At 72.9% G+C, this 25,292-nt stretch carries 27 protein-coding genes; 13 read left to right on the top strand and 14 right to left on the bottom strand.

All coding sequences use genetic code 11. The features are described 5' to 3' along the window. Window positions 1-178: 178 nt before the first annotated feature. Both LQ51_RS27705 and mtfM read right to left on the bottom strand, forming a co-directional pair. The gene (locus LQ51_RS27705; protein WP_046570761.1) at window positions 179-766 is read right to left on the bottom strand and encodes a heme-binding beta-barrel domain-containing protein; all 588 of its coding nucleotides are present in this window, start codon (window positions 764-766) and stop codon (window positions 179-181) included. Window positions 767-821: 55 nt separating this feature from the next. Continuing rightward, entirely contained in the window at window positions 822-926 is a 105-nt protein-coding gene (gene mtfM, locus LQ51_RS34420; protein WP_046570768.1) for a small membrane protein MtfM, read from the bottom strand. Between the two features lie 12 nt (window positions 927-938). On the opposite strand from mtfM, the gene LQ51_RS27695 reads away from it, so the two are divergent. The 3 genes from LQ51_RS27695 to LQ51_RS27685 all read left to right on the top strand — a co-directional run bounded on the left by LQ51_RS27695 (window position 939) and on the right by LQ51_RS27685 (window position 3,918). Beyond that, a complete protein-coding gene (locus LQ51_RS27695) occupies window positions 939-1,313 on the top strand; it encodes a DsrE family protein (protein WP_046570759.1) in 375 nt (124 codons plus the stop codon). A gap of 179 nt (window positions 1,314-1,492) precedes the next feature. Further along, window positions 1,493-1,873, top strand: a complete 381-nt coding sequence (locus LQ51_RS27690; RefSeq protein ID WP_046570756.1) for an SCP2 sterol-binding domain-containing protein — start codon at window positions 1,493-1,495, stop codon at window positions 1,871-1,873. Beyond that, window positions 1,870-3,918 (top strand): amylo-alpha-1,6-glucosidase, encoded by a 2,049-nt coding sequence (locus LQ51_RS27685; protein ID WP_046570755.1) that lies wholly within the window; start codon window positions 1,870-1,872, stop codon window positions 3,916-3,918. The genes LQ51_RS27690 and LQ51_RS27685 overlap by 4 nt, the downstream gene beginning before the upstream one ends. A 4-nt stretch (window positions 3,919-3,922) precedes the next feature. Here the strand turns inward: LQ51_RS27685 and LQ51_RS27680 are convergent, their stop codons facing one another. The 6 genes from LQ51_RS27680 to LQ51_RS27660 form a co-directional block, all read right to left on the bottom strand. Next, a complete protein-coding gene (locus tag LQ51_RS27680) occupies window positions 3,923-4,786 on the bottom strand; it encodes a hypothetical protein (protein WP_046570753.1) in 864 nt (287 codons plus the stop codon). A 320-nt stretch (window positions 4,787-5,106) separates the two neighbouring features. Next, window positions 5,107-5,439, bottom strand: coding sequence for a DUF1416 domain-containing protein (locus LQ51_RS27675; protein WP_046570751.1), 333 nt, complete (start codon window positions 5,437-5,439; stop codon window positions 5,107-5,109). A gap of 3 nt (window positions 5,440-5,442) precedes the next feature. After that, entirely contained in the window at window positions 5,443-6,291 is an 849-nt protein-coding gene (locus tag LQ51_RS27670; RefSeq protein WP_046570749.1) for a sulfurtransferase, read from the bottom strand. Window positions 6,292-6,495: 204 nt separating this feature from the next. Beyond that, complete coding sequence (locus LQ51_RS34660) at window positions 6,496-6,573, bottom strand: Ms5788A family Cys-rich leader peptide (protein ID WP_311202345.1); 78 nt, start codon at window positions 6,571-6,573, stop codon at window positions 6,496-6,498. Between the two features lie 129 nt (window positions 6,574-6,702). Further along, window positions 6,703-7,488 carry an LmeA family phospholipid-binding protein gene (locus LQ51_RS27665; protein WP_046570748.1) on the bottom strand — a complete coding sequence of 262 codons (786 nt, stop codon included), beginning with the start codon at window positions 7,486-7,488 and terminating at the stop codon, window positions 6,703-6,705. A 100-nt stretch (window positions 7,489-7,588) separates the two neighbouring features. Continuing rightward, window positions 7,589-8,635 (bottom strand): hypothetical protein, encoded by a 1,047-nt coding sequence (locus LQ51_RS27660; RefSeq protein WP_046570746.1) that lies wholly within the window; start codon window positions 8,633-8,635, stop codon window positions 7,589-7,591. A 255-nt stretch (window positions 8,636-8,890) separates the two neighbouring features. Here LQ51_RS27660 and LQ51_RS27655 point away from each other — a divergent pair, with 255 nt between their 5' ends. From LQ51_RS27655 to pstB, 7 genes are all read left to right on the top strand, one after another. Next, the gene (locus LQ51_RS27655; protein ID WP_046570744.1) at window positions 8,891-9,604 is read left to right on the top strand and encodes a winged helix-turn-helix transcriptional regulator; all 714 of its coding nucleotides are present in this window, start codon (window positions 8,891-8,893) and stop codon (window positions 9,602-9,604) included. A 178-nt stretch (window positions 9,605-9,782) separates the two neighbouring features. Next, complete coding sequence (locus LQ51_RS27650) at window positions 9,783-10,640, top strand: polysaccharide deacetylase family protein (RefSeq protein ID WP_046570743.1); 858 nt, start codon at window positions 9,783-9,785, stop codon at window positions 10,638-10,640. Window positions 10,641-10,706: 66 nt separating this feature from the next. Next, complete coding sequence (gene mshD / locus LQ51_RS27645) at window positions 10,707-11,633, top strand: mycothiol synthase (protein WP_046570742.1); 927 nt, start codon at window positions 10,707-10,709, stop codon at window positions 11,631-11,633. Between the two features lie 323 nt (window positions 11,634-11,956). Next, window positions 11,957-13,060 (top strand): phosphate ABC transporter substrate-binding protein PstS, encoded by a 1,104-nt coding sequence (gene pstS, locus LQ51_RS27640; protein WP_046570741.1) that lies wholly within the window; start codon window positions 11,957-11,959, stop codon window positions 13,058-13,060. Between the two features lie 32 nt (window positions 13,061-13,092). Further along, entirely contained in the window at window positions 13,093-14,181 is a 1,089-nt protein-coding gene (pstC, locus tag LQ51_RS27635) for a phosphate ABC transporter permease subunit PstC (RefSeq protein WP_046570740.1), read from the top strand. 58 nt (window positions 14,182-14,239) lie between these two features. Continuing rightward, a complete protein-coding gene (gene pstA / locus LQ51_RS27630) occupies window positions 14,240-15,328 on the top strand; it encodes a phosphate ABC transporter permease PstA (RefSeq protein WP_046570738.1) in 1,089 nt (362 codons plus the stop codon). 20 nt (window positions 15,329-15,348) lie between these two features. Then, window positions 15,349-16,125: a phosphate ABC transporter ATP-binding protein PstB gene (gene pstB, locus LQ51_RS27625; RefSeq protein WP_046570737.1), complete on the top strand. Its 777-nt coding sequence runs from the start codon at window positions 15,349-15,351 to the stop codon at window positions 16,123-16,125. A gap of 138 nt (window positions 16,126-16,263) precedes the next feature. On the opposite strand, the gene LQ51_RS27620 is transcribed toward pstB, so the two are convergent. Beyond that, the gene (locus tag LQ51_RS27620) at window positions 16,264-17,454 is read right to left on the bottom strand and encodes an epoxide hydrolase family protein (protein WP_046570735.1); all 1,191 of its coding nucleotides are present in this window, start codon (window positions 17,452-17,454) and stop codon (window positions 16,264-16,266) included. Between the two features lie 62 nt (window positions 17,455-17,516). On the opposite strand from LQ51_RS27620, the gene LQ51_RS27615 reads away from it, so the two are divergent. Beyond that, window positions 17,517-18,473 (top strand): helix-turn-helix transcriptional regulator, encoded by a 957-nt coding sequence (locus LQ51_RS27615; RefSeq protein WP_046570733.1) that lies wholly within the window; start codon window positions 17,517-17,519, stop codon window positions 18,471-18,473. Window positions 18,474-18,476: 3 nt separating this feature from the next. Here the strand turns inward: LQ51_RS27615 and LQ51_RS27610 are convergent, their stop codons facing one another. After that, complete coding sequence (locus LQ51_RS27610) at window positions 18,477-19,304, bottom strand: NUDIX hydrolase (RefSeq protein WP_046570731.1); 828 nt, start codon at window positions 19,302-19,304, stop codon at window positions 18,477-18,479. 451 nt (window positions 19,305-19,755) lie between these two features. Between LQ51_RS27610 and LQ51_RS27605 the strand changes: the two genes are divergently transcribed. After that, a complete protein-coding gene (locus LQ51_RS27605) occupies window positions 19,756-20,724 on the top strand; it encodes a Gfo/Idh/MocA family protein (RefSeq protein ID WP_046570730.1) in 969 nt (322 codons plus the stop codon). Between the two features lie 42 nt (window positions 20,725-20,766). Here LQ51_RS27605 and LQ51_RS27600 read toward each other — a convergent pair whose 3' ends face one another. The 3 genes from LQ51_RS27600 to LQ51_RS27590 form a co-directional block, all read right to left on the bottom strand. Then, window positions 20,767-21,771 carry an inorganic phosphate transporter gene (locus LQ51_RS27600; protein WP_046570728.1) on the bottom strand — a complete coding sequence of 335 codons (1,005 nt, stop codon included), beginning with the start codon at window positions 21,769-21,771 and terminating at the stop codon, window positions 20,767-20,769. Between the two features lie 4 nt (window positions 21,772-21,775). Next, window positions 21,776-22,402: a DUF47 domain-containing protein gene (locus LQ51_RS27595; RefSeq protein ID WP_046570726.1), complete on the bottom strand. Its 627-nt coding sequence runs from the start codon at window positions 22,400-22,402 to the stop codon at window positions 21,776-21,778. A gap of 121 nt (window positions 22,403-22,523) precedes the next feature. Beyond that, on the bottom strand, window positions 22,524-23,513 hold the full coding sequence (locus tag LQ51_RS27590) for a PPK2 family polyphosphate kinase (protein WP_046570724.1): 990 nt from the start codon (window positions 23,511-23,513) through the stop codon (window positions 22,524-22,526). Window positions 23,514-23,670: 157 nt separating this feature from the next. Between LQ51_RS27590 and sigJ the strand changes: the two genes are divergently transcribed. Further along, window positions 23,671-24,627, top strand: coding sequence for an RNA polymerase sigma factor SigJ (gene sigJ, locus LQ51_RS27585; protein ID WP_046570722.1), 957 nt, complete (start codon window positions 23,671-23,673; stop codon window positions 24,625-24,627). Window positions 24,628-24,693: 66 nt separating this feature from the next. Here sigJ and LQ51_RS27580 read toward each other — a convergent pair whose 3' ends face one another. Next, entirely contained in the window at window positions 24,694-25,200 is a 507-nt protein-coding gene (locus LQ51_RS27580; RefSeq protein WP_046570720.1) for a DUF402 domain-containing protein, read from the bottom strand. Window positions 25,201-25,292: the final 92 nt, after the last annotated feature.

Here is a 25,292-nt window from a genome sequence, read left to right as displayed (position 1 = left end):
CGCCCTTCCCCCCGCCACCCGCGGAACCGCCCTTCCCCCCGCCGCCCGCCGAGACGCGTTGATCAAGGGGTTTGCGTCGGAGTTGATCTCCGCGCAGACGCAAAGTCCTTGATCACCCACGACCATGGGTGCGAGGGGCGAGGGGCGAGGGGGGGGAGGGGGTGGGGTGGGGAGGGGGTTAGCCGGCTACGCGAGTTAGGCGGGCGGAGAGGTGGGGGCTGAGGGGGTGGCCCATGGCGGCCATCTCCTGGGCGTAGAGCAGGGCACCCTCGACGATGCCGAAAAGGCGGGCGCCGGCGGTGACCTCCTTGGCGGTGGCCGTCCGGACGACCGCGTCGGTGGCGAACTCGATCTGGGTGCCCTTGCGCTTGCCGATGTGCAGCTCCATCACGCCGGTCGGCGTGGTCATCAGCGCCTCCAGCTCGTCGGTGACCCGGTCGCCGTCCAGCACCGGACGCCACCAGCCCACCTCGCGACCGGCCGGCCGGACCGGGCGGCTCTGCTCGTCGAGGATCCAGGCGCGGGACTCGTAGAACAGGAAGGGCCGGCCGTCGTGGCTGATCCGGATCTCCTGGGCGAAGTCGAAGTCCTCGATCGTGGGGAAGCCACCCCGGCCCCGCCCGCGCCACACCCCGATGTACGGCAGCAGCCCGTCCAGGCTGCGGTGCAGCTTCGGGCCGACGCGCAGGTCGTGGCTCTCCTCGTACGGGTACGGGTCGACCGGCGGCGCGTTCAGCCACGGCGGCTGGAGCGGATTCTCGCTCACCGGGCGACCTTCGTTCGCGACTGCGGGGCTCGCAAACCCGGCTCACTCCTCACGCTCACCATTTTCCTCTCGAGATGCGCACTGCGAGGTACACCAGGCCACCGGCGAGCGCGCCCAGGCCGGCGACCAGCAGGCTGACGAACCCGATCTCGGTAACCATCCGGGCCATCCTATGCTGGGCGGCATGCCCCGCACTCTCGTCGTCAAGGCCACCGCCGGGGCCGACGCCCCCGAGCGCTGCGCCCAGGCCTTCACGGTCGCCGCCACCGCCGCCGCGGCGGGAATCGACGTGTCGCTCTGGTTGACCGGTGAATCGACCTGGTTCGCGTTGCCAGGCCGGGCACAGGAGTTCGACCTGCCGCACTCCGCGCCGCTCGGCGAGCTGCTGCACGTGATCCTGGCTACCGGCAAGGTGACCGCCTGCACCCAGTGCGCGGCCCGCCGGGACATCGGCCCGGACGACGTCATCCCCGGCGTACGGATCGCCGGCGCGGCGGTCTTCGTCGAGGAGGCGATGGCCGAGGGCGCCCAGGCCCTCGTCTACTGACGCCACCGGACCGCCACCGGCGGCACGGCCACCCGCCCCCGCGGACCGCCCCCGGCCCCACGGCCACCCGCCCCCGCGGACCGCCGCCAGCCCCACGGCCGTCCCCCTTCGGACTGTCCCGGTACGGGGGGAGCGGTGATATCCGCCCGACATGTCCGGCCGCTGCCTACGATTCCCCTGTGGGCGAGGCGATCGAGCGGTTCTTCGCGACACTGCCGGCGCGGGCTCCGGCGGTGCTGCGCAACCCCATCCACGGCACCCTCCAGGTCGACCTGACCCGCGAGAACCGCACCGAGCACTGGTTCGTCGAGCTGTCTCCGGGGTCCGTCCGGGTGCTCCGGGAGCAACTGCCGGCCGACGCCACCTTCACCGTCAGCATGGACCTGTTCGAGCGACTGGTCACCGGGCGCGCCGCCGGCATGGCGGCGGTGCTGCGCAACGAGGCCACGTTCAGCGGCAACGTGGCGCTGTTCCTGCTCTTCCGCCGGTTCTTCCCCGACCCGCCCAGTGCCCGCGACCCCCGCGAGACCGCCCGCGCGCACCTCGGACGGTCCGGATGAACGAACGGGTCAGCATCCTGGACGGCAACACCTTCCTGGTCAGCGACGAACGCGGCAACATCGAGCCGTCCTTCGACTTTCCCACCGGGCTGTTCTCCTTCGACACCCGGTTCATCTCGAACTGGGTGCTCACCCTCAACGGGGAGAAGCTGCACGCGCTCTCCATCGACGACTCGCTCTCGTACCGGACCCGGTTCTTCCTGGTCCCCGGCGAGCCCACGCACTACCTGGACGCCAAGGTGTCGGTGATCCGGAGCCGGTCCATCGGCGGCAGCTTCGACGAGGAGCTGACCCTGCTCAACCACGCGGACCAGGCGGCCGAGTTCGTGCTGCGGCTCGACATCGGCTCCGACTTCGCCGACCTGTTCGAGATCAAGCACCAGCGGCAGAAGAAGGGTCACACCGTACCCAGGATCGCCGACAACGAGCTGCGGCTGGTCTACCGGCGGGAGGGGTTCCACCGCGAGGCCGTCATCAGCACCGGGCCGCCGGCCGAGATCGACGAGGCCGGCATCACCTACCGGGTCGTGGTCGGGCCGCACGGCGAGTGGACCACCCGGCTGCACGTCGCCACGAACATCTACGGCGCCCGGGGCGAGGACATCCGGTCCACCCTGCCGCTGGGTGGGCACCGCTCGGTCGAGGAGATCCACGTCGAGCAGAACGAGTTGATCGCCCGGGCGCCGAAGCTCGCCTGCGATTGCGAGCCGCTGGCCGGGGCGTACCGGCGCAGCCTCAACGACCTGGCCGCCCTCCGGTATGAGTCGATCACGCTCGGCGTCCGGCTGCTCGCCGCCGGCCTGCCCTGGTTCATGACGCTGTTCGGCCGGGACAGCATCTTCACCTCGCTGCAGATCCTGCCGTTCCTGCCGGAACTGGTGCCGCCGACCCTGCTCATGCTGGCCGGGCTACAGGGCAGCCGGCTGGACGACTTCCGGGACGAGGAGCCGGGCAAGATCCTGCACGAGCTGCGGTACGGCGAGACCGCCGGCTTCGAGGAGCAGCCGCACTCGCCGTACTACGGCTCGGCCGACTCGACCGCGCTCTTCGTGATCCTGATCGACGAGTACGAGCGGTGGACCGGGGACGGCAACCTGGTCCGGATGCTCGAACCCGAGACCCGGGCGGCGCTGGCCTGGCTCGACACGTACGGGGACCTGCTCGGCACCGGCTACATCTCGTACCTGACCCGCAATCCCGAGACCGGGCTGCAGAACCAGTGCTGGAAGGACTCCTGGGACGCCGTCTCGTTCTCCGACGGCCGGCTACCCGCCTTCCCCCGGGCCACCTGCGAACTGCAGGGGTACGCGTACGACGCCAGGCTGCGCGGCGCCCGGCTGGCCCGGACGTTCTGGCAGGACCCGGCGTACGCCGACCGGCTGGAGCGCGAGGCCGCGGCGCTGAAGGAACGGTTCAACCGGGACTTCTGGATCCACGACCGGGAGTACTACGCGCTGGCCCTGGACCCGGACGGGCGCCAGGTGGACGCGCTCTCCTCCAACATCGGCCACCTGTTGTGGAGCGGGATCGTCGACGAGTCCCGGGCGGCCGCGGTCGCCCGGCACCTGCTCGGCCCCCGCCTCTTCTCCGGCTGGGGCGTCCGCACCCTCGCCGACGACCAGGGCCGGTACAACCCGATCGGCTACCACGTCGGCACGGTCTGGCCGTTCGACAACTCGATCATCGCCTGGGGGTTGTGGAAGTACGGCTTCCGCGAGGAGGCCGGCGAGATCTGTGAGGCGATGCTCTCCGCGTCCCGGTTCTTCGAGGGCCGGCTACCCGAGGCGTTCGCCGGTTACGAGCGCAGCCTCACCGACTACCCGGTGGAGTACCCGACCGCGTGCAGCCCGCAGGCCTGGTCGGCGGGGACGCCGCTGCTGCTGATGCGGGTGATGCTCGGTCTGGAGCCGCAGGGCGAGCATCTGATCATCGACCCGGCGGTGCCGCCGGGGATGGGGCGGCTGGAGCTGCTGGACATCCCCGGCCGGTGGGGGCGGGTGGACGCCCTGGGCCGGAGCCGGAGCGGCGGGCGCCGCGGGCAATGACCGGTCAGCCGGGGCAGGGGGTGGTGACGGCGACCCGCACCCGGTCGCCGGCGCGCTCCGCCAGCACCGCCGGGCTGGACAGCCGGGCGTACTCGTCGGCCGAGTCACGCAGCACGGGACCGTCGCCGGCGCGGTTCCGGAACGGGTCGGCCAGCGATGCGCCGGCCGGCGCGAAGGCCGTCTCCGCCCGCGCGGTGCGGGCGGTGCCGCCGCCGGGGCACGGCACGGCCAGCACCTGGACCGGGCCGGCCGCGCCGCCCCAGCCGGTGACGGCCCGGGTGACCTCGGCGGATTCCGGGCCGCCGGTGGTGGCCGGCGGCCGGTAACCCGCGCCGACCGGACGGCAGCCGGTGGCCGCGGTGAGCCGTACCCGGCCGGGTCCCGCGGGGCGGCCCTCGACGGCGACGAACTCGCCGGCGTCGGCGCGCAGCACCGGCCCGTCCGCGGCGACCCGGACGCCGGCCCGCCAGTCCGCCGGCAGCCGGCCGGCCACCCGGGCCAGCAGATCGCGTACGTCGTCACCGGCGATCGCGACCTCCACGCCACGGGACAGCGCGGCGCCGTCGGCCAGCGGGGTCACCCGGCAGCCCCGCTCGATCCGGTCCGGCAGGAGCGCCGGCACCCCGTCGCCCCCGACCGCCACCATCAGCCGGCCGATCGCCCGGTCCACCACCGGCCCGGCCTGGTCGAGGGTGCGCTGCTCCTTCACCGTCGGCGGGTCACGCCGCACCGACCACCAGGTCAGCCCGGCGAGCAGCACCGCCCACGCGACCGTCGCGGCGACCAGCCAGCGCAGCCGGCGCCGGCGCGGGGCAGGCTGGTCGGGACGGGACGGCGGGGCGTACCCCGCCTGCACGGCACCACTCACCGGCCCATCGTGTCACGCGGCGGCGACGCGTCCGGCCGCGCCTCGGCACGCCACCAAAGCCGCGCGTCCGCCGACACGGGTGGCCGGGCGCAACCACCCGTCGCCCCGGCGCCCGCCGCAACCACCTGTCGGCCCGACCGCCCGGGCGCAACGACCCCTGGCCCCGGCGCCCGCCGCAACCACCCGTCGCCCCGGTGCCCGGGCGCAACGACCCCTGGCCCCGGTGCCCGGGCGCAACCACCCGTCGGCCCGACCGCCCGGGCGCAACGACCCGTGGCCCGCCACCGCAGGGGGTGACGGGCCACGATCAGAGCGTGGGGTCAGGCGGCGACCGTGACGGTCACCTCGTTGATCCCGCGGGCGGCGGTGACGGCGGTGTCGCCGTTGCCGTGCCGGGAGAGCGCCCGCAGGGTCCAGGCGCCGGGGGCGGCGAAGAACCGGAACTGTCCCGCCGGGGAGGTCACCACCTCGGCGGTGAACTCACCGGTGGAGTCGAGCAGCCGGACGTACGCGCCCGGCACGGTCTCGCCGGACTCGGCCTGGACCAGCCCGGTGATGACGGTTTCCTTCTCCAGGTCCAGGCTGGCCGGCAGCGGGGCGGCCTGGTCGGGGGCGGCGCATCCGGCGGCGGTGGGGGCAACGGGAGCGGTCATGGCTCAGGCCTCCCCCGGCTCGTCACCGAGCGCGACCGGCACGCCGACCAGCGAGCCGTACTCGGTCCAGGAGCCGTCGTAGTTCTTCACGTTGCGGTGACCGAGCAGCTCCTGGAGCACGAACCAGGTGTGCGAGGAGCGCTCGCCGATCCGGCAGTACGCGATGGTCTCCTTGCTGTCGTCCAGCCCGGCGGTCGCGTAGATCTTGCGCAGCTCGTCGTCGGACTTGAAGGTGCCGTCCTCGTTGGCCGCCTTGGACCACGGCACGCTGATCGCGGTCGGCACGTGGCCGGCCCGCTGGGCCTGCTCCTGCGGCAGGTGGGCGGGGGCGAGCAGCCGGCCGGCGTACTCGTCGGGGCTGCGCACGTCGACCAGGTTCTTGGTGCCGATGGCGGCGACCACCTCGTCGCGGAAGGCGCGGATGGCGGTGTCGGGCTCCTGCGCGACGTACTGGGTGGCCGGGCGGGCCACCGCGTCGGTGACCAGCGGGCGGGCGTCCAGCTCCCACTTCTTGCGGCCGCCGTCGAGCAGCTTCACGTCGCGGTGGCCGTAAAGCTTGAAGTACCAGTACGCGTACGCGGCGAACCAGTTGTTGTTGCCGCCGTAGAGGATCACGGTGTCGTCGTTGGCGATGCCGCGCTCGGAGAGCAGGGCCTCGAACTGCGCCTTGTTGACGAAGTCCCGGCGCACCGGGTCCTGGAGGTCGGTGCGCCAGTCCAGCTTGATCGCGCCGGCGATGTGGCCGGTGTCGTAGGCCGAGGTGTCCTCGTCGACCTCGACGAAGACGACGCCCGGGGCGTCGATGTTCTTCTCGGCCCACTCGGCCGAGACGAGTGCGGTGTCGCGACTCATCAGATCACTCCCTGTGAGGATGGATGGTGAGCCAGCGCGCGGAGATCGAAATTGGCGATTGTCGCACCACGCGCGGGACCCAGAGCTAGGAACGGATCACGGGTACGTGCGACGGCGCCGCTGCCGGGCGATCAGGGGGAGAACCGGAGGGTACGGACCCTGCGTGCCGGTTGGCCGCCTAGGCGGCCGAGAACAGCCCCGCCGTCAGATGACGGGGCGACACAGGCAGGTGGCCACGCGGCACAGGTCGACCGCGCGCCGTTTGGTGAGGAGGGTCCCCATGGGGAGGGAGACTACCAGCCATGCGCGCCGAAGCCACCGGGCCGACCAGCATCCGGGAACGCGCCGGCGCCGGCCGGGCGGCACGACGCGACGGCCCGACCGGTGGTCGGGCCGTACGCGGGACCGCGGTCAGCTGACCGCGTTGATCGGCACGTTCTTCGCGTCGGCGGTGACCGCCAGGCCCTCCGGCCGCGGTTCCACCTTGCGGACGTTGAGCTGGAAGGGCAGCTCCGGCAGGGGCACGTCGATCGAGATGCCCTTGGCGTAGTTGATCAGCATCTGCCGGGCCAGCGGCAGGTTCGGCAGGCCGTCGGCGGTCAGGTCGTTGAAGCGCAGCGCGACCTTGCCGTTGGCGACGGCGACGTCGGCGGTGCCGCGCACGGTGAGCTTGACGCCCAGCACATCGACCGGCGCCGTCACGGCGAGCTTGCCGTTCTGCTCGCCCAGCTTCAGGCCGGGCCGGTCCAGCAGCTTCGCGAGGCTGTCGTAGGTGATGGTGCCGCGACCGTCGACGGTCTCCGCGGTCACCTCACCCTTCCGGGTGCGCAGGGTGTCCAGCGACGCCTTCACGTTGCGCGCGTCGACGTCCAGCCGGGGCACGCTGACCGTGCCGCCCTGCACGGTGCCCTGCACGTCGGTCAGCACGATCGAGATGTGCTCGTACTTGCCGGCGAGCACCTGGGTCAGGAACGGGAAGCCGCTCACCTCGACCTGGGGCGGCGCGGACCGGGCGTCCTGCTTGGCCACCTCCTGCTCGACCTGGTCGGCGATGGCCCGCTCGGCCGCACCGGCCGCCAGCCGGTCGGCGACGACCAGCAGCCCGGCCACGATCAGGAGCAGGACGACGAAGCCGACGAGCACCTTCCGGCCGCGCCGCCGGGGCCGTTCCTCGTACGCCGGGTTGGCCTCTGCCACGCCGCCTCCTGTCCTCGCTGCCGGTCGCCGTCACGCGGCGGTCGCGCCGCCTCGCGGCGCAACGCTACTTACCCGGGGCGTCGATCCCCCAACCGTGCCTTCAGAGGAAGAGCACGCACATGGCGTACGCGGCGGGCGCGGCGAGGGCGAACCCGCCGAGCGGGCCCTGCATGTGCCGGGCGACCCACATGGTCGGCGGCTCACCGGCCATCAGGCGACCGGCCTCGGCGTACCCGACGGCGAGGTCGGCCAGCACGGCCGTGGCGGCCGTGACCAGCCCGACCAGGGCGGCGCTGGTCGGGGTGAAGCCAACCAGGTAGCTGCCGAGCACCGCGCTGGTCAGCGTGCCGAGCATGGCGCCCGCGACCACGCCGGCGGCGCCGCGGGGCACCTGCGGGGCGAGCCGGGGCCAGGGCGCGATCGCGTCGGTCAACCGGGCCACCATGAGCGCCACCCCGCTGGCCGTGAGGCAGACGGTGATCGCCTGGGTGCCCTTCGGGATCCGGCTGAGCACGATCAGGGTGGCGAACGCGACCACCCCGACCACGATCAGCAGGGTGCCGCCGAGCGAGTCGGTCACCCGGACCCGGTCCACCCGGCGGAACAGCTGGCCGAGCACGCCGAGCACCAGGCCGGCGACCGCGGCGTACCCGAGCGGGGCCAGGCCGGCGATGTCGGAGCGGACCGCGGCGGCGTCGGCGATGCCGGCCGTCGCGGCGCTGACCAGCGCGACCACCAGCAGCGCGGGCGGCCGCATGGCCATCGTCCAGGCGAGCACGAAGAGCAGTTGGACGCCGAAGATGATGAACGCGAACGGCAACCGGTGGCCCGGGCCGGCGGTCTGCGCGCCGAGCACCAGGCCGACGCCGAGCAGCGCGGCGAAGCCGGCGACGGTGAGCGCCAGCGGGCGGCGCACCGGGACCGGCGGCACCTCCTCCTCGGGCTCGTCCGCCTCGGCGTCGTCGGGCCGGCGCCCGGGGCCGCCCTTGCGGAGCCGGCGCGGGCCCTTCCTGGCGGGCGGGTCCCCGCCCTCGTCCGGGCCGGTGCGCGGGGCCGGCGGGTGGCCACGGGACGGGCCAGCCGGCCCCGGACGGGCGTCGTCGGCCCACGGCTCGGGGCCGGTGTCGGGCGAGGTCGAGGGAAACACGCCCCGATCGTGCCAGACCGGGCCGCCCGGGCGGAGGTCACGGTTTCGGCAACGTTAAAACCTGCGCCGCGATCGAGGGCAGATCGGGCATACGGGGAAACGACCTGGAGGCACCGGGCGGGCGATCGGTTACGCTCAAGCCGTTACCCGCCCGTCAGCGACGCCGGGACCCCCGCCAATTCTCAGCGCCACCTCCCCACCGGGAGGGCCGCTGGTCGCGCGCGGCCGGACGGCCGCCGGGACGGAGGTGATCGTGTGGAGCTCCTGTTGCTGGTGACCGCGCGGGCAGGTGAGCCATCGTCGGTGCTGCCGGCGCTCGACCTGCTGCCGCACTCGGTCCGCACCGCGCCGCGCGACGTACGCACGCTGGTTTCCGGTCCGAGCCCGGACGCGGTCCTGGTGGATGCCCGCTCCGAGCTGAGCGAGGCCCGGGCCACCTGCCGGATGCTGCACGCCACCGGGCTCGGGGTGCCGCTGGTCGCGGTGGTCACCGAGGCCGGCCTGATCGCGCTGAACGCGGACTGGGGCGTGGACGACGTCATCCTGGCCGGGGCGGGTCCGGCCGAGGTGGAGGCCCGGCTGCGGCTCGCGGTGGGCCGGCTGAGCAACGCAACGTCCGGCGCCGGCGGCTCGATCCGGGCCGGCGAGCTGACCATCGACCCGGACACCTACGCGGCCAAGCTCAAGGGCCGCCCGCTCGACCTCACCTACAAGGAGTTCGAGCTGCTCAAGTTCCTCGCCCAGCACCCGGGCCGGGTGTTCACCCGGGACCAGCTGCTCCGCGAGGTCTGGGGTTACGACTACTTCGGCGGCACCCGGACGGTCGACGTGCACGTACGGCGGCTGCGCGCCAAGCTCGGCTCCGAGTACGAGTCGATGATCGGCACGGTGCGGCAGGTCGGCTACAAGTTCGTGGTGCCGCCCTCGCGCTCGCTGCCGGAGTCGGAGCCCGCGCCGCTGCCGGTCTGACGGGAGACCGGACCGCCTGCCCCCTTTAGCTGAACTTTCCTGTACGCCCCTTTTGCCCTACTAGTCGGACCCTATGCTGACTGCCGGAATAGCCGGTTTCAGAGGGGGCGACGGTGCTTGCGCGGACCACGGGGGCGACCAGGGACCGGTGCGCCGGCCCGGGCGGGCGGGACCGCTGATGTCGGGCGCGAGGCTGCGGACGGCGGCGGTCGTGACCCTGGTGGTGGCCGCGTTGCTCGGCTCGGCCTACACGCTCGGCCGCAGCCTGATGCCCGATCCGCCGCCCCACAGCACCGGGGTGAGCGCCAGCGTGACCGACCCGCACTACGCCGACCAGCCGCCCAGCACGGACTTCCCGGCGCCGGCCCGGCCGACGCCGGACGCCAGCCCCAGCGGCCCGGAGACCGACCAGCAGGCGCCCGCCGAGGACGAGGGTCCGTACGGCAGCCGCATCTCCACCGGGTCGTCGCAGGTCGCGCTCACCTTCGACGACGGCCCGGACCCGCGCTACACCCCGCAGGTGCTGGCCCTGCTGAAGGAGTACCACGTGAAGGCCACCTTCTGCGTGGTCGGCGAGAACGCGGAGGCCCACCCGGAGCTGATCCAGGCGATCGTGGCCGACGGGCACACCCTCTGCAACCATTCCTGGAACCACGACGAGAACCTCGGCAAGCGGTCGCCGGACACCATCCAGGCCGACCTGAGCCGCACCAGCGACGCCATCCGGGCCGCGGTGCCCACCGCACGGATCGAGTACTTCCGGCAGCCCGGTGGCAACTGGACCAAGCCGGTCGTCTCGGTCTGTACGGAGTTGGGCATGGTCCCGCTGCACTGGGCGGTCGATCCGTCGGACTGGACGGCGCCCGGCGCCAAGGCGATCATCAACACCGTGCTCACCCAGACCGGGCCCGGCTCGATCGTGCTGATGCACGACGCCGGCGGCGACCGGAGTGGCACCGTCGACGCGCTGCGCGACCTGCTGCCGGTGCTGCTGGACCGGTTCCAGCTGGAGGCGCTGCCCGCCGGCACTACGTGACGACCGCCACCCGTCGCTCCCCCCGTCCGGCATGATCGGCGGCCCGCCGGCCGCTACGGTGACGGGATGAGCAGCACCGCGCCGACCGCCGACCGTGTCGCCCGCGCCGACCGGCTGGCGCCGGTCGAGGTGGCCGAGGTGATCGGGCTGGCCCGCGCCGCCGGGGACGCCGACGGCGCCGACCCGCTCGACGAGCACACGCTGCTGCGGTTGCGGGACCCGGAGGCGGCCGCCGTGCACCTCACCGCCCGCGCCGCCGACAACACCCTCACCGGGTACGCCCACCTGGACACCACCGACCCCACCGGCGGCATCGGCGTGGAACTGGTGGTGCATCCGGCGTACCGGCGGCGCGGCACCGGGCGGGCGCTGGCCCGGGGGGTGCTGGCCGCCGCCGGCGGGCCGCTGCGCGCCTGGGCGCACGGCGACCACCCGTCGGCCGCCGCGCTCGCGGTCGACCTGGGGTTCGCCCGCGCACGGGTGCTCTGGCAGCTGCGCCGGCCGTTGACCGCGGCCCTGCCCGAGGCGGCCCTGCCGGACGGGGTCGAGCTGCGCGCGTTCCGTCCCGGCGCGGACGACGAGGCCTGGCTCGCGCTCAACAACGCGGCCTTCGCCCAGCACCCGGAGCAGGGCCGGTGGACCGACGGCGACCTGCGGCTGCGGCTCGCCGAGCCGTGGTTCGACCCGGCCGGGTTCCTGCTCGCGGTCGATTCCGCGTCCGGCCGGCTGCTCGGCTTCCACTGGACCAAGGTGCACGAACGCCCGGGCTCGGCCCGGATCGGCGAAGTCTACGTGCTCGGCGTGGACCCGACCGCGCACCGGGGCGGGCTGGGCCGGGCGCTCACCACGGCCGGGCTGGCGTACCTGCGGGACCGGCGAGGGCTGGACCGGGTGATGCTCTACGTGGACGAGTCCAACACCGGGGCGGTCGCGCTCTACGAGCGGCTCGGCTTCGCCCGCTGGTCGGCGCACGTCAACTACCACCTCGGCTGAGCACCACCCCGCTCGCCACACCGGTCGGCTGAGCCGTCGCTCCGGTCGGGTGTGCCCGGCGGATGCCCCGCCGGGTGCCCCTCTGACGCGCCCCGAATAGCCGGATAAACCGGATAGGTGGCGTTAGCCGGCTGTGAGTTCACGTAACGGACAGCCCTGCCTCAGCGCACGGTCACCCGGTCGGTCGGACCTGTTCATTCCCCGTTCACTTCCGACCGGCGCTGCGTCCACCTGGCACTTCTAACTTTCGTGTCAGCCGGTCAGCGCCGGCACCCGGGCCCGCCCGGGCGACCTGACCAAAGACGTGAAGGGAAACCCCTCAGGTGAAGCTCCAGCGGCACGGCGCCATCGCCTGCCTCGCTCTTACCGCGGTGCTCGGTCTCAGCGCCTGCGGCTCGGACAACAACGAGCCGACCGGCACCTCCGCCTCGGGCTCCGCCGCCGCCGTCGACTGCGGCAAGGGCACGCTGAACGCGCAGGGCTCCTCCGCGCAGAAGAACGCGATGGCCGAGTGGATCAAGGCGTACCAGCAGAAGTGCGCCGGCACCACCATCAACTACGAGCCCTCCGGCTCGGGCGCCGGCATCCAGGCCTTCATCGCCGGCACCGCCGACTTCGCCGGCTCCGACTCCGCGCTCAAGCCGGAGGAGCAGCCGCAGGCCGACGCCAAGTGCGCCGGCGGCCAGGCGATCCACCTGCCGATGGTGATCGGCCCGATCGCGGTGGCCTACAACGTCAACGGCGTGGACAACCTCCAGCTCAGCGCCCCCACCCTGGCCAAGATCTTCACCGGCAAGGTCACCAAGTGGAACGACGCCGCGATCAAGGCGGAGAACCCCGACGCCAAGCTGCCGTCGACCACGATCCAGACCGTGCACCGCTCGGACGAGTCCGGCACCACCGACAACTTCACCAAGTACCTGTCGAAGGCCGCCGCCACCGACTGGACCCTGGACCACACCAAGGCGTGGAAGGCCCCGGGCGGCACCGGCGCCAAGGGCTCGGACGGCGTGGCCAGCGCGGTCAAGGGCGCCGACGGGGCGATCGGCTACCTGGAGCTCTCCTTCGCCGACAACTCCGGCCTCAAGAAGGCCAAGATCAAGAACGGCGCCGGTGAGTTCACCGAGCTGACCGGCGAGGCCGCCGGCAAGACCATCGCCGGCGCCAAGGTCGAGGGCCAGGGCGACGACCTGAAGATGTCGATCGACTACAACACCACGGAGGCCGGGGCCTACCCGATCGTCCTGGCGACCTACGAGATCGTCTGCAGCAAGGGCCTCCCGGCCGACAAGCTCCCCCTGGTCAAGGGCCTGCTCGGCTACGCCGCGAGCAGCGAGGGCCAGTCCCAGCTCGCCGAGTTGGGGTACGCGCCACTGCCGGACTCGGTCCGCACCAAGGTCGAGGCCGCGGTCAAGAACCTGTCCTGACCGTAACCACCACTCCCGAAGCGAGCGACCAGATGGGTCAGACCCCTCACCGCTCGGCGCACGCCGGCACCGGCGGCCCCTCCGTCCCCAGCAGTGACGGGTGGTCCGCCGGTGCCTCGGCGCGTGTGGCCGACATCCCCGGAACCCCTCGTCCGCCCGACCACGGGCTCGGCGGCGGTGACGCGCTGCCCCGGGCCAAGGCGTTCGGCGCGGAGAAGGCCTTCCGTGGCCTCACCATGGCCGCCGGCACCGCCGTACTGGTCATCATCGCGGCCATCGCGGTCTTCCTGATCTCCAAGGCCGTGCCGGCGCTCCGCGCGAACACCGAGAACTTCTGGACCTACCAGGGCTGGTCGCCGAACCAGACCGCGCCGAAGTTCGGCATCGGGACGCTCGCCTTCGGCACCGTCCTCAGTTCGGCGCTCGCGCTGCTGATGGCCGTGCCGGTGGCTCTGGGCATCGCCCTCTACCTGTCCCACTACGCGCCGCGTCGGCTCGGCACCGCGCTCGGCTTCCTGATCGACCTGCTGGCCGCCGTGCCCAGCGTGGTCTTCGGCCTGTGGGGGCGGGACATCTTCGTCGAGCCGGTACGCGACTTCTCGGTCTGGCTCAACACCTACTTCGGTTGGCTCCCGATCTTCGGCGGGGACGGCCCGTTCGGGAAGTCCATCCTGCTCGGCGCGCTGGTCCTGGCGATCATGGTGCTCCCGATCATCACGTCCCTCTCCCGCGAGGTGTTCCTCCAGACGCCCACGGCGAACGAGGAGGCCGCCCTGGCGCTCGGCGCCACCCGCTGGGAGATGATCCGCACCGCCGTGCTGCCGTACGGCCGGCCCGGCATCATCGCCGCGGTGATGCTCGGCCTCGGCCGGGCGCTCGGCGAGACCATCGCCCTGGCGATGACCCTCGGCATCACCTTCGGCATCTCGTTCAACCTGATCCAGAACGGCGGCAACACCATCGCCGCGAACATCGCCAACGCGTTCGGCGAGGCGAACGACACCGGCCGGGGCGCGCTGATCGCCTCCGGCCTGGTGCTCTTCGCGATCACGCTGATCGTCAACATCAGCGCGCGGGTGATCATCTACCGCCGCCGCGAGTTCACGGAGTCCGCGGCGTGAGCGCGAGGAGTGGGCCGGGGTCGCGAGCCCCGCAGTCGCGAACTGAAGGAAGCCCCGCATGACCACCACCGTCACCACCCACCGCCCGCGGCCACCGGCCCGGCCGGTCACGCTGCGGGCCCGGCGGCTGCCCGCGTACGCCGCGCCCGCCGTCGCCCTCGGAGCCCTGCTGGCCGCCGCCGGCATCGTGTACGGCGCCGGCATCGGCGGCCCGGTCCTGGTCGTGGTCCTCGCCGCCCTGCTCTACCTGGTCGGTCTCTTCGTCGCGGCCAACGCGGTCGAGGGCCGGCGGTCCGCCCGCGACCGCACCTGGAGTGCGCTGATCCACTCCGCCTTCGTGCTCGCGGTGCTGCCGCTGGCCTCGGTGGTCTGGACGCTGGTCAGCAAGGGCGCGGAACGGCTGGACGGCAACTTCTTCGGCACCTCGATGAACAACATCGGGGCGCGGGACGCCAACGGCGGCGCGTACCACGCCATCGTGGGGACCCTGGAGCAGGTCGGCATCGCCACGCTGATCACCGTCCCGCTCGGCCTGCTCTGCGCGATCTACGTGGTGGAGTACGGCCGCGGCCGGTTCGCCTTCACCATCCGCTTCTTCGTGGACGTGATGACCGGCATCCCGTCGATCGTCTCCGGCCTGTTCGTGCTGGCCTTCTGGGTGCTGATCGTCTCGCCGTGGTTCAACGACGGCCGGCCGAGCTTCTCCGGCTTCGCCGCCGCGCTGGCGCTGAGCGTGCTCATGCTGCCCACGGTGGTCCGCTCCACCGAGGAGATGCTGCGCCTCGTCCCGGCGCCGCTGCGGGAGGGCGCGTACGCCCTCGGCGTGCCGAAGTGGAAGACCATCCTGCGGGTCGTGCTGCCGACCGCGCTGCCCGGGATCGTCACCGGCGTCATGCTCGCCGTCGCGCGGGCGGCCGGCGAGACCGCCCCGGTGCTGCTCGTCGCGGGCGGCGGCGCGGCGATCAACGTCAATCCGTTCGAGAACAACCAGTCGTCGCTGGCCCTCTTCGTCTACCAGCAGGCCGGCGATGCCTCGAAGTACTCGCCGGCGCGGGCGTGGACGGCGGCGCTGACCCTGGTCGCCCTCGTCCTCGTCCTGACCATCGCGGCGAAGCTGCTGGCCCGCCGCAACCGGCTCGGCCGATGAACCCCGGAGGTACCGCCACCATGGCCAAGCGCATCGAAGCCACGAACGTCACCGCGTACTACGGCGGGTTCAAGGCGATCGAGAACATCAGCCTCACCGTCGAACCGAAGACGGTCACCGCCCTGATCGGCCCCTCGGGCTGCGGGAAGTCCACCTTCCTGCGGTCCATCAACCGGATGCACGAGGTGCTGCCGGGTGCCCGGGTCGAGGGCAGCCTCACCATCGACCACCAGGACATCTATGACCGGGACGTGGACGTCACCGCGGTCCGCCGGATGATCGGCATGGTCTTCCAGCGGCCCAACCCGTTCCCCACCATGAGCATCTTCGAGAACGTGGTGGCCGGGCTGCGGCTCAACGGCGTGAAGCGCAGGTCGATCCTCGAGGAGGCGGCCGAGAAGGCGCTCCGCTCGGCGAACCTCTGGGACGAGGTGAAGGACCGGCTCGGCAAGCCCGGCGCCGGCCTCTCCGGCGGCCAGCAGCAGCGGCTCTGCATCGCCCGTACCATCGCGGTCGAGCCGCAGGTGGTGCTGATGGACGAGCCCTGCTCGGCGCTGGATCCGATCTCCACGCTGGCCATCGAGGACCTGATGTTCCAGCTCAAGGACACGTTCACCATCATCATCGTCACGCACAACATGCAGCAGGCCGCCCGGGTGTCGGACCGGACCGCGTTCTTCTCCATCGAGAAGACCGGCGACCCGGGCCGGCTGATCGAGTACGACCACACCCAGAAAATCTTCAGCAACCCGAGCCAGAAGAAGACCGAGGACTACATCACCGGCCGCTTCGGCTGAGCGTTGCCGTCCCGGTCCGCGGCAGGCCCCGGTCGGAATCGGCCGGGGCCCGCCGCCGGTCCACCGTGGATCGGTTCAGCGCAGCGCGGCGAAGAACCGCCGCAGGTCCGCGACCAGCAGGTCGGGTGCCTGCTCGGTTCAGCGCAGCGCGGCGAAGAACCGCCGCAGGTCCGCGACCAGCAGGTCGGGTGCCTGGTGGGCGGCGAAGTGCCCGCCCCGGTCGTACGTGTGCCAGGAGACGATGTTCTTGTGGTCTCGTTCGGCGAGCGTCCGGATCGACTGGAAGTCCCAGGCGAAGTTGGCCAGGCCGAGCGGCACCGTGGTCGGTTCCGGCACCGTCGTGCCGCGCCCGTTGACCTTCTGCGTCGGGTGCACGGACTCGGCGTCCTCGTAGTAGTAGCGGGCCGCCGAGGCGGCCGTGTTGGTCAGCCAGTAGATGGTCGTGTTGGTGAGTAGGTGGTCGGCGTCGATCTGGTCACCCATGAGTTGGCCCAGCCAGCCGAGCAGGCCCACCGGCGAGTCGGCCAGCGCGTGCGCCACGTTCTGCGGCTCGGTCGAGTGCAGCTTGTCGTAGCCGCCCCGCCGCTGCACGAACCAGTCGGCGAACGCCACCTTGCCCCGCTCCTCCTCGGTGAGACCGGCCAGTTCGGCGGGGTCACCGGAGGGCAGGGAGAAGACCTGCGTGACGTGCACCCCGAGCACGTGCTCCGGGTCGGCCCGGCCCACCTCCGGCGAGACGAACGCGCCGAGGTCGTTGCCGGCCGCGCCGTACCGCTGGTAGCCGAGGCGGCGCATCAGCTCGGCCCAGGCGCGGGCCACCCGGTGGCGGTTCCAGCCGCGCTCCCGAGTGGGTCCGGAGAAGCCGTACCCGGGCACTGACGGGATGACCAGGTGGAAGGCGTCGGCCGGGTCGCCGCCGTGCGCCCGCGGGTCGGTCAGCGGCCCGATCACGTCCAGCCACTCCAGGACGGTGCCCGGCCAGCCGTGGGTGAGGATCAGCGGGGTGGCGTCCGGCTCGGGCGACCGGACGTGCAGGAAGTGCACCCGCTGCCCGTCGATCTCGGTGGTGAACTGCGGGTACGCGTTGAGCCGCGCCTCCCACTCCCGCCAGTCGTAGCCGGTGCGCCAGCGCTCGGCCAGCCGTCGCACCCAGCTCAGCGGGACGCCGTACTCCCAGCCGGGCGGGACCGGGCCGGCGGGGGCGGCCGGGTCGGGGTCGGCGGGCAGTTCCTCGGCCCAGCGGGTCCGGGCCAGCCGGTCGGCGAGGTCGTCCAGGTCGGCCTGGGGGACGTCGATACGGAACGGGATGATCGCGGTGTTGTCTGCCATGCCCCGAGCGTAGGAAGCGATTAGGAAGGCTTCGTTCCTAATGCACTGGCAGAATCCCGGAGATGGTGGAGACCTCGGCGCGCCTGCTGCGCCTGCTGTCGCTGTTGCAGACCCCGCGGGACTGGACCGGCACCGAACTGGCCGAGCGCCTGGCGGTGAGCACCCGCACCGTACGCAACGACGTGGAGCGGCTGCGCGCGCTCGGCTACCCGGTGCACGGCACCCGGGGCGCGGTCGGCGGCTACCGGCTGGGTGCCGGCGCGGCCCTGCCCCCGCTGCTCCTCGACGACGAGGAGGCGGTGGCCGTGGCGGTCGGGCTGCGCACCGCCGCGGCCGGCAGCGTGGCCGGCATCGAGGAGACCTCGCTGCGGGCGCTGGCCAAGCTGGAGCAGGTGCTCCCCCACCGGCTGCGCCGCCGGGTCAGCGCCCTGCACACGCACACCGTGCGCGTCCCGCACGACCAGCCCGGCCCGACCGTGGACGCCGGGACGCTCAGTGCCATCGGGGCGGCCTGCCGGGACCGGGAGCGCCTGCGCTTCGACTACATCCGGCACGACGGCACCGCGGACCGGCGGGACGTCGAACCGTACCGGCTGGTCAACTGGGGCCGGCGCTGGTACCTGGTGGCCTTCGACCCGGCCCGGGACGACTGGCGTACCTTCCGGGTGGACCGGATCAGTCCGCGTACCCCGACCGGCCCCCGGTTCGCGGCCCGCGAGCTGCCCGGTGACGTGGTGGACCGGGTGCGGCAGGGGGTCTCCTCGGCCGCGTGGCGGCACCGGGCGCGCATCCGGGTGCACGCTCCCGCCGAGGTGGTGGCCGACCGGATCAACCCGGCCGTCGGCACCGTCGAGCCGGCCGGCGACACGGCCTGTCTCCTGCACACCGGCGCCGACCGGCTGGAGACCGTCGCGGTCTGGCTCGGCCTGCTCGACCTCGATTTCACCGTCGAGGACCCGCCCGAGCTGGCCGACCTCCTGCGTACCCTCGCGGAGCGCTACCTGCGTGCCACCGGCTGACCCTCACGCCAGCCGGAAGCGCGGCCCGTCGGCATCGGAGAGGTCGAGGCGCGGGGTGATCGGGGTGCCGGCGTCGCGGGCGGCCGAGGCGCGGGCCACGCCGGCCAGGTCGCCGGCGGCGGCCACCTCGGCCAGGGTGACCATCGTGGGCGGCAGCATGGTCAGCTCGCCGGACCCCGCCCGGGCCAGGGCGTCCGCCGGCCGCAGCCACAGCGTGTGGTCGGCCTCGCCGGAGACGTCCCGGGTCCGCTGCCCCTCGGGCAGCAGGGCGACGAAGAAGTACGTGTCGAAGCGGCGCGGCTCGAACTCCGGCGTGATCCACCGACTCCACGGCAGCAGCAGGTCGGACCGGAGGGTGAGCCCCTTCCCGGCCAGCAGGTCGGCGAAGCCGGTCCGCCGGGCCACCAGGTCCTGCCGGGCCGCCTCCCAGTCGTCCCCGCTCACGTCCCCCACCACGGTCCCGGCGTCCGGCCCGGCGAGCAGCACGCCCGCCTCCTCGAAGACCTCGCGGGCGGCGGCGCAGACGACCGCCTGCGCGGCGGCCGGGTCGAGCCGCAACCGCTCGCCCCACCCCGCCGGATCCGGGCCGGCCCAGCCCAGGTGCGCCTCCGAGTCGGAGCGGTCCACTCCGCCGCCGGGGAAGGCGTACATGCCGCCGAAGGTCATCGCGGCCACCCGGCGGATCAGGTACACCTCGAAGTCGGCGCCGGCCGGGCGCAACAGCAGCACGGTGGCGGCGACCCGGGGCACGGCCGGGACCCCGCCCTCGGCGCGGAACCGGCGGGCGTGCTCCACCAGAGCGGGGGGTGCGGCGAAGCCGTCCATCGTCATGCGCCGAGCCTAGTTCCCGCCGGCCGGCCCCACCGGGGGCGGCCGGGCGTAGGTGTCCGCCACCTGGCCGCGCTCCCGAGCGCACCCCTTGGTCACGGTACGTAGCTGCCGGCTCCATCCATCAGACCTCCCGCTGCCGCCTTTGCTCTGCAGCCAGATCCGCAACGGCAACCTTCCGTATAGCGCTGCGTATGTGGCTGCAGAGCAAAGGCGGCGAGAGGTGGGCGGCCCGGCCCGGAAGAGCGTGGCCTTATGTCCGCTTGGCCGCTTCTGGGTACTCGACTTCGCGAGAGCAGCGAGGGCAGCCGTCACGCTACGCAATCTTCACGCTGTGTGTGCACCAGCTCGTGCCGTCAGCCCTCCGCGCCGTGCGGCGGCGGGGGCGAGGGCGGGGCGGGGGCGGGGCGGATCACCCTGCCGGCCCCGGAACAGGAAGGGATAGCGTGCCGGCATGACTCGTTGGGGAATCCTGGCCACCGGATACATCGCCGGCCGCTTCGCCGAGGACCTGCGGTTCGTGCCGGGGGCCGAGCTGGTGGCGGTCGGCTCGCGTACCCGGGAGAGCGCGGAGCTCTTCGCGCAGCGGCACGGCGCGTCCCGCGCGTACGCCTCCTGGGCGGAACTGGCCGCGGACCCGGAGGTGGACGTCGTCTACGTGGCCACGCCGCACGCCGCGCACCACGAGGCGACCATGGCGTGCCTGGCCGGTGGCAAGGCGGTGCTGGTGGAGAAGCCCTGCACGCTGGACCTGGCCAGCAGCACCGAGCTGATCGAGACGGCCCGCGCCCGCGGTCTCTTTCTGATGGAGGCCATGTGGATGCGGACCAACCCGCTGATCCTGCGGGTGCTGGAGCTGATCGCGGACGGCGCCATCGGCGAGGTCACCCACGTCCGGGCGGACTTCGGCGCGGCCGGCCCGTTCCCGCCGGAGCACCGGATGCGGGCCCGGACGCTGGGTGGCGGCGCCCTGCTCGACCTCGGGATCTATCCGCTGAGCCTGGCCCACCTGCTGCTCGGCGTGCCCCAGCACGTACGGGCCTGGGCCCGGATCAGCCCCGAGCTGGTGGACGAGAACACCGGCATCGTCCTCGGCTGGAATTCCGGGGCGGTGGCGACGCTGAGCTGCGGGATGATCGGCGCCACCGCGGTCACCGCGGCGATCACCGGTACGACCGGCCGGATCGACCTGCCTGAGCCGTTCTACCGGCCCGCCGCGGCGGTGCTGCACCGGGCCGGCGCCGAGCCGGAGACCATCGCGGCGGACCTGACCGGCGGCGGCTACCAGTACGAGGCGATCGAGGTGCAGCGCTGCCTGGCGGCCGGGCTGATCGAGAGCCCGCTGGTGCCGCACTCGGCCACCCTCGAGGTGATGGCGCTGCTCGACGACATCCGGGCCCGGATCGGCGTCTCCTACGCGTGACGCGGGGCCCCCGGCCACTGCCGGAGGCCCCGCGCGCCGCGCTCAGAACAGCGGACGGACCAGCAGGTACGCCAGGCAGGCGATGGTCGCGGCGGCCGGGAACGTGATCACCCAGGCGATCACGATGTTGCCGGCCACGTTCCAGCGGACCGCGGAGAGCCGCTTGGTGGCGCCCACGCCCATGATCGCCGAGGTGATCGTGTGGGTGGTGGAGATCGGGGCCTTTAGCACCAGGGCGTTGAAGTAGAGCACCGCGCTGGCCACCGTCTCGGCGGCGAAGCCCTCCGGCGGGCCCAGGTCGATGATCTTCCGGCCCAGGGTACGGATGATCCGCCAGCCGCCGGAGTACGTGCCGAGCGCCAACATGGTCGCCGAGGTCCAGAACACCCACTGCGGGATGTGCGTCTTGTTCTCCTGGTAGCCGCCGGTGTAGAGCGCCAGCACGATGATGCCCATGGTCTTGGCGGCGTCCTGCATACCGTGACCGACCGACATGGCGGCGGCCGAGGCCGTCTGCGCCCAGCGGAAGCCGCGGTTGAGCTTGCCGGGCTGCCCCTTCCGGAAGAGCCAGAGGATCGCCAGCATCACCAGGAAGCCCAGGACCAGGCCGACCACCGGCGAGAGCACCATCGGGATGAGCACCTTGTCGAGGATGGTGCCCCACTGCACGACGCCGCCGGTGGCGAGCAGGGTCGCGCCGACCAGGCCGCCGAACAGGGCGTGCGAGGAGGACGACGGCAGACCGAAGTACCAGGTGATCAGGTTCCAGGCGATGGCGCCGAGCACCCCGGCGAAGACCACGCCGAGGCTGGGCATCCCCTTCGGGAGGGTGACCAGGCCGTCGCCGACCGTCTTGGCCACGCCGGCCCCGAAGTGGGCGCCGACGAAGTTGCCGACCGCGGCGAGGGCCAGGGCGACGCGGGGGGTCAGCGCCCGGGTGGAGACGCTGGTGGCGATCGCGTTGGCCGCGTCATGGAAGCCGTTCGTGTAGTCGAACGCCATCGCGGCCACGATCACCGCCAGTACGGCGATGAGTTCGGGAGTCACGAGATCAGGACTCCTTGACCGTGATGGTCTCGACCGTGTTCGCCACGTGCTCGAAGGCGTCGCAGGCGGCCTCCAGCTCGTCGGCGACCTCCTTCATCTTCAGCACGGTCAGCGCGTCGTACTCGCCGGAGAAGAGCCGGACCAGCAGCATCCGGTACGCCTGGTCGCCGTCGTTCTCGAGCCGGTTGCACTCGATCCAGTAGGGCTCGAGGTTCTTCATCGACTTCAGCTGGGGCATCGCCTCGGCGGTCAGCTTGGCCTGCTGATCCAGCACGTTGACCAGTTCGTGCATCTCCCGGGGCAGCGACGGCAGCTTGGTGAGGCCGTAGAGGTAGAGCAGGTTGCCGACCGCCTCCAGGTGGTCCATCACGTCGTCGAGCAGCGAGCCCAGCCGGTAGATGTCCTCCCGGTCGAACGGCGTGATGAAGGTGGAGTTGATCTTCTTGTACAGGTCGTGGGTGATCTGGTCGCTGTCGTGCTCGACCTCGGTCAACCGCTCGCTGACCGACTGGACGTCGACGCCCGGCAGCGACAGCTCGTTGAGCAGCTCGGTACCCCGCACCAGGTTCTGCGCGGCCCTGGTGAAGAGCTCGTAGAAGGCGCCCTCGGTGGGACGGAAGGAAAACTTCACAGCACGGACCTCGTCGTGTCGGTGGAAGGGTGGCCGTCGCCCCGGCGGGCGCCTGCTGAAGGGCATGCTAGGTACCCCGCGGAACCGGGCATGCGCCGGCCCACCCGAGGTCAGGCCCGATTCACCGCTCGTTCACCCGCCGTTCACCTTCGCCTTCCCGGCCCTCGCTCCGCAATCGGTCACGCTCCCCCTCGACGTCGAAATCCGCAGCGGGATACCCCAGATCCAGCTGGTCGAACGTCTCCCGCAGCAGGTGCGCCACCGCCCAGTCGCGGTACCACTTCCGGTCCGCCGGCACCACGAACCAGGGCGCCGCGTCCGTGCCGCAGCGCTCCAGCGCCTCGGCGTACGCGGCCTGGTAGTCGTCCCACCGGGCCCGGGTGTCCAGGTCGCTCGGGTTGTACTTCCAGTACTTCGTGGGGTCGGTGAGCCGCTGCATCAACCGCTCGCCCTGCTCCGGGTACGAGATGTGCAGCATCACCTTGACCAGGGTGACCGAAGCGTCGGTCAGCTCCCGCTCGAAGTCGTTGATCAGGTCGTACCGGGCCCGCCAGGTGGGCTCGTCGACCAGCCCTTCGACCCGGGCGATCAGCACGTCCTCGTAGTGCGAGCGGTTGAAGATCCCCACGTAGCCCGGCGGCGGCAGGGCACGCCGGATCCGCCACAGGAAGTCGTGCCGCCGCTCCTCCTCCGTCGGCGGCCCGAACGAGCGGATGTGCAGCCCGAGCGGGTTCATCGCGCCGGCCACCCGCTTGATCGTGCCGTCCTTGCCGCCGCAGTCCATCGCCTGGAGCACCAGCAGCACCCGGCGCGGCCGGTCGCCGGCCAGGTGGGCGCCGGCCGCCGCCGGCGCACCCGCGGGCGCCCCCGGCCCGGTGGACGCCGTCGCGGCGGCGTACAGCAGCTCCTGCTGCCGGCCCAGCTCCGCGCCGAGCAGCGCCACCTGCGCCCGGGCCCACGCCTTGCGGTCCTTCCCGTGCCCGGCCGCGGCCGGCAGGCCCGGCGTCGACCGGGGATCCACGGCCGCCAGGTCCACCGTCCCGGGCCCCACCCGCAGCAGGTCCCGCATCGGCCCGCCCTCGGGCCGCACCGCCTCGTCGACTCCGCTCATGCCCCGATCCTCACCCACCCGCGCCACGCCCGCCTCCCGAGCACACCCGGCGCGGCGGGCGCCCCCGGTGGGCCCGCCGAGACGAAGCTCTCAGGCACCCGGTGGCCGGGGCGCCCGGGAGGCGGGGAGAATTGCCGACGCACGGAGGGAGCACCGGGTGGACGAGCTGGCGGCGGAGTTCCAGGCCGAACGCGCACACCTGCTGGCGGTCGCGCAGCGGATGCTGGGCAGCCGGAGCGAGGCCGAGGACGCGGTGCAGGAAACCTGGCTGCGCTGTGCCGCCGCGCTGGGTGACCCGGCCGCCCGGGCGGACATCCGGGACCTGCGCGGCTGGCTGACCACCACCTGCTCCCGGATCTGCCTGGACGTGCTCCGCTCGGCCCGGGTGCGCCGCGAAGCGTACCCCGGCCAGTGGCTGCCGGAGCCGACGGTGCGCGAGCTGCCGACCGCCGACGGGTACGCGCCCGACCCGGCCGAGCGGGCGGTCCGGGCCGACCAGCTCGGCACCGCGCTGCTGGTGGTGCTGGAACGGCTGACCCCGGAGCAGCGGGTCGCGTTCGTGCTGCACGACGTCTTCGCCGTGCCGTTCGCCGACGTCGCCGAGGTGCTCGGCACCACACCGGCCGCCGCCCGGCAGCTCGCCTCCCGGGGCCGCCGCGCGGTCACCGCCCCGGACGTGCCCCGGCACACCGCCGACCTGGCCGAGCAGCAGAAGGTGCTGACCGCCTTCGTCGCCGCGGTGGAGTCCGGCGAGCTGGACCGGTTGGTCGAGGTGCTCGCCCCGGACGTGGTGGTGATCGGCGACAGCGGCGGGCACTTCCCGGCCGCCCGCCGGCCGGTGGTCGGCGCCGAGCTGGCCGGCCGGTTCCTCCTCGGCCTGTTCGGCCAGGCGGCCCGGTTCCGCGACTCGCTGGCCGCCCGGCCGGTGCTGGTCGACGGTGGGCTGGGCTGGCAGGCGGAGCTGATCTACTCCGACGGCCGGCCGATGCGGATGATCACCTGGTTCGCCATCCACGAGGGGCGGATCACCGGCCTGTTCAACCAGCTCAATCCCGAGAAGGTGAGCGACCTGCCCGCGCTCGGGCCGGACGCGCAGTGGCCGCCGCGCTGGTGAGGCCGGATCAGACCGGGTGAGCCGGGTCAGACCTGGTGAGGCCGGGTCAGGCCTGGTGAGGCCGGGTCAGACCACCACGGCCAGCCATTTGCGGTACGACGTGGCGAACGGCTCGCTGCCGTCGCCGAGCGCGCCGAACAGCCAGCGGGCCGCCGCCTGGGCCTCGGCCACCACGTCGTCGGGGTAGCTCCAGCGCCGGCGGTGCTCGGCGAACTCGTCCTCGTCGCGCAGCTCGACCAGGCCGCTCTCCCGGCGGCGCACCACGTCCAGGTCGAGGTCGACCAGGTGGACGGTGTCCTCGCCGGCCCAGCGGGCCGGGGTGGTGATGTCGCAGTAGACCTCGCTGGTCCGGGGCGGCGGGTTGAACATGCCGGTCCACCAGCCGTGCCGGGGCACCAGCAGGACGAACGGGATCTGCTCGACCGAGGGGCGGCCGTGGTAGACCGACTCCGTGCCGGCCGGCACGCCGAGCCACACGCCGAGGTCGTCCTCGGCCAGGCGGCGGGCCGGGTAGTCGCGGTGCGCGCTGCCGTCGTACTTGCGGTAGATCACGCGGACCACATCGCTCGGCATGACAGGCACCCTAACCGATTCCGGCCACGCCACGCGATCGTCGGGTAACCGGACGCGACCCGACCGTGACCACGCCACGCGGGGCAGCGGCG

The sequence above is a fragment of the Micromonospora sp. HK10 genome (assembly GCF_000982955.1).
GTDB lineage: Bacteria > Actinomycetota > Actinomycetes > Mycobacteriales > Micromonosporaceae > Micromonospora.
Note: the sequence above shows the minus strand (reverse complement) of the source record. Positions and strands in the feature narration are given on the sequence as shown.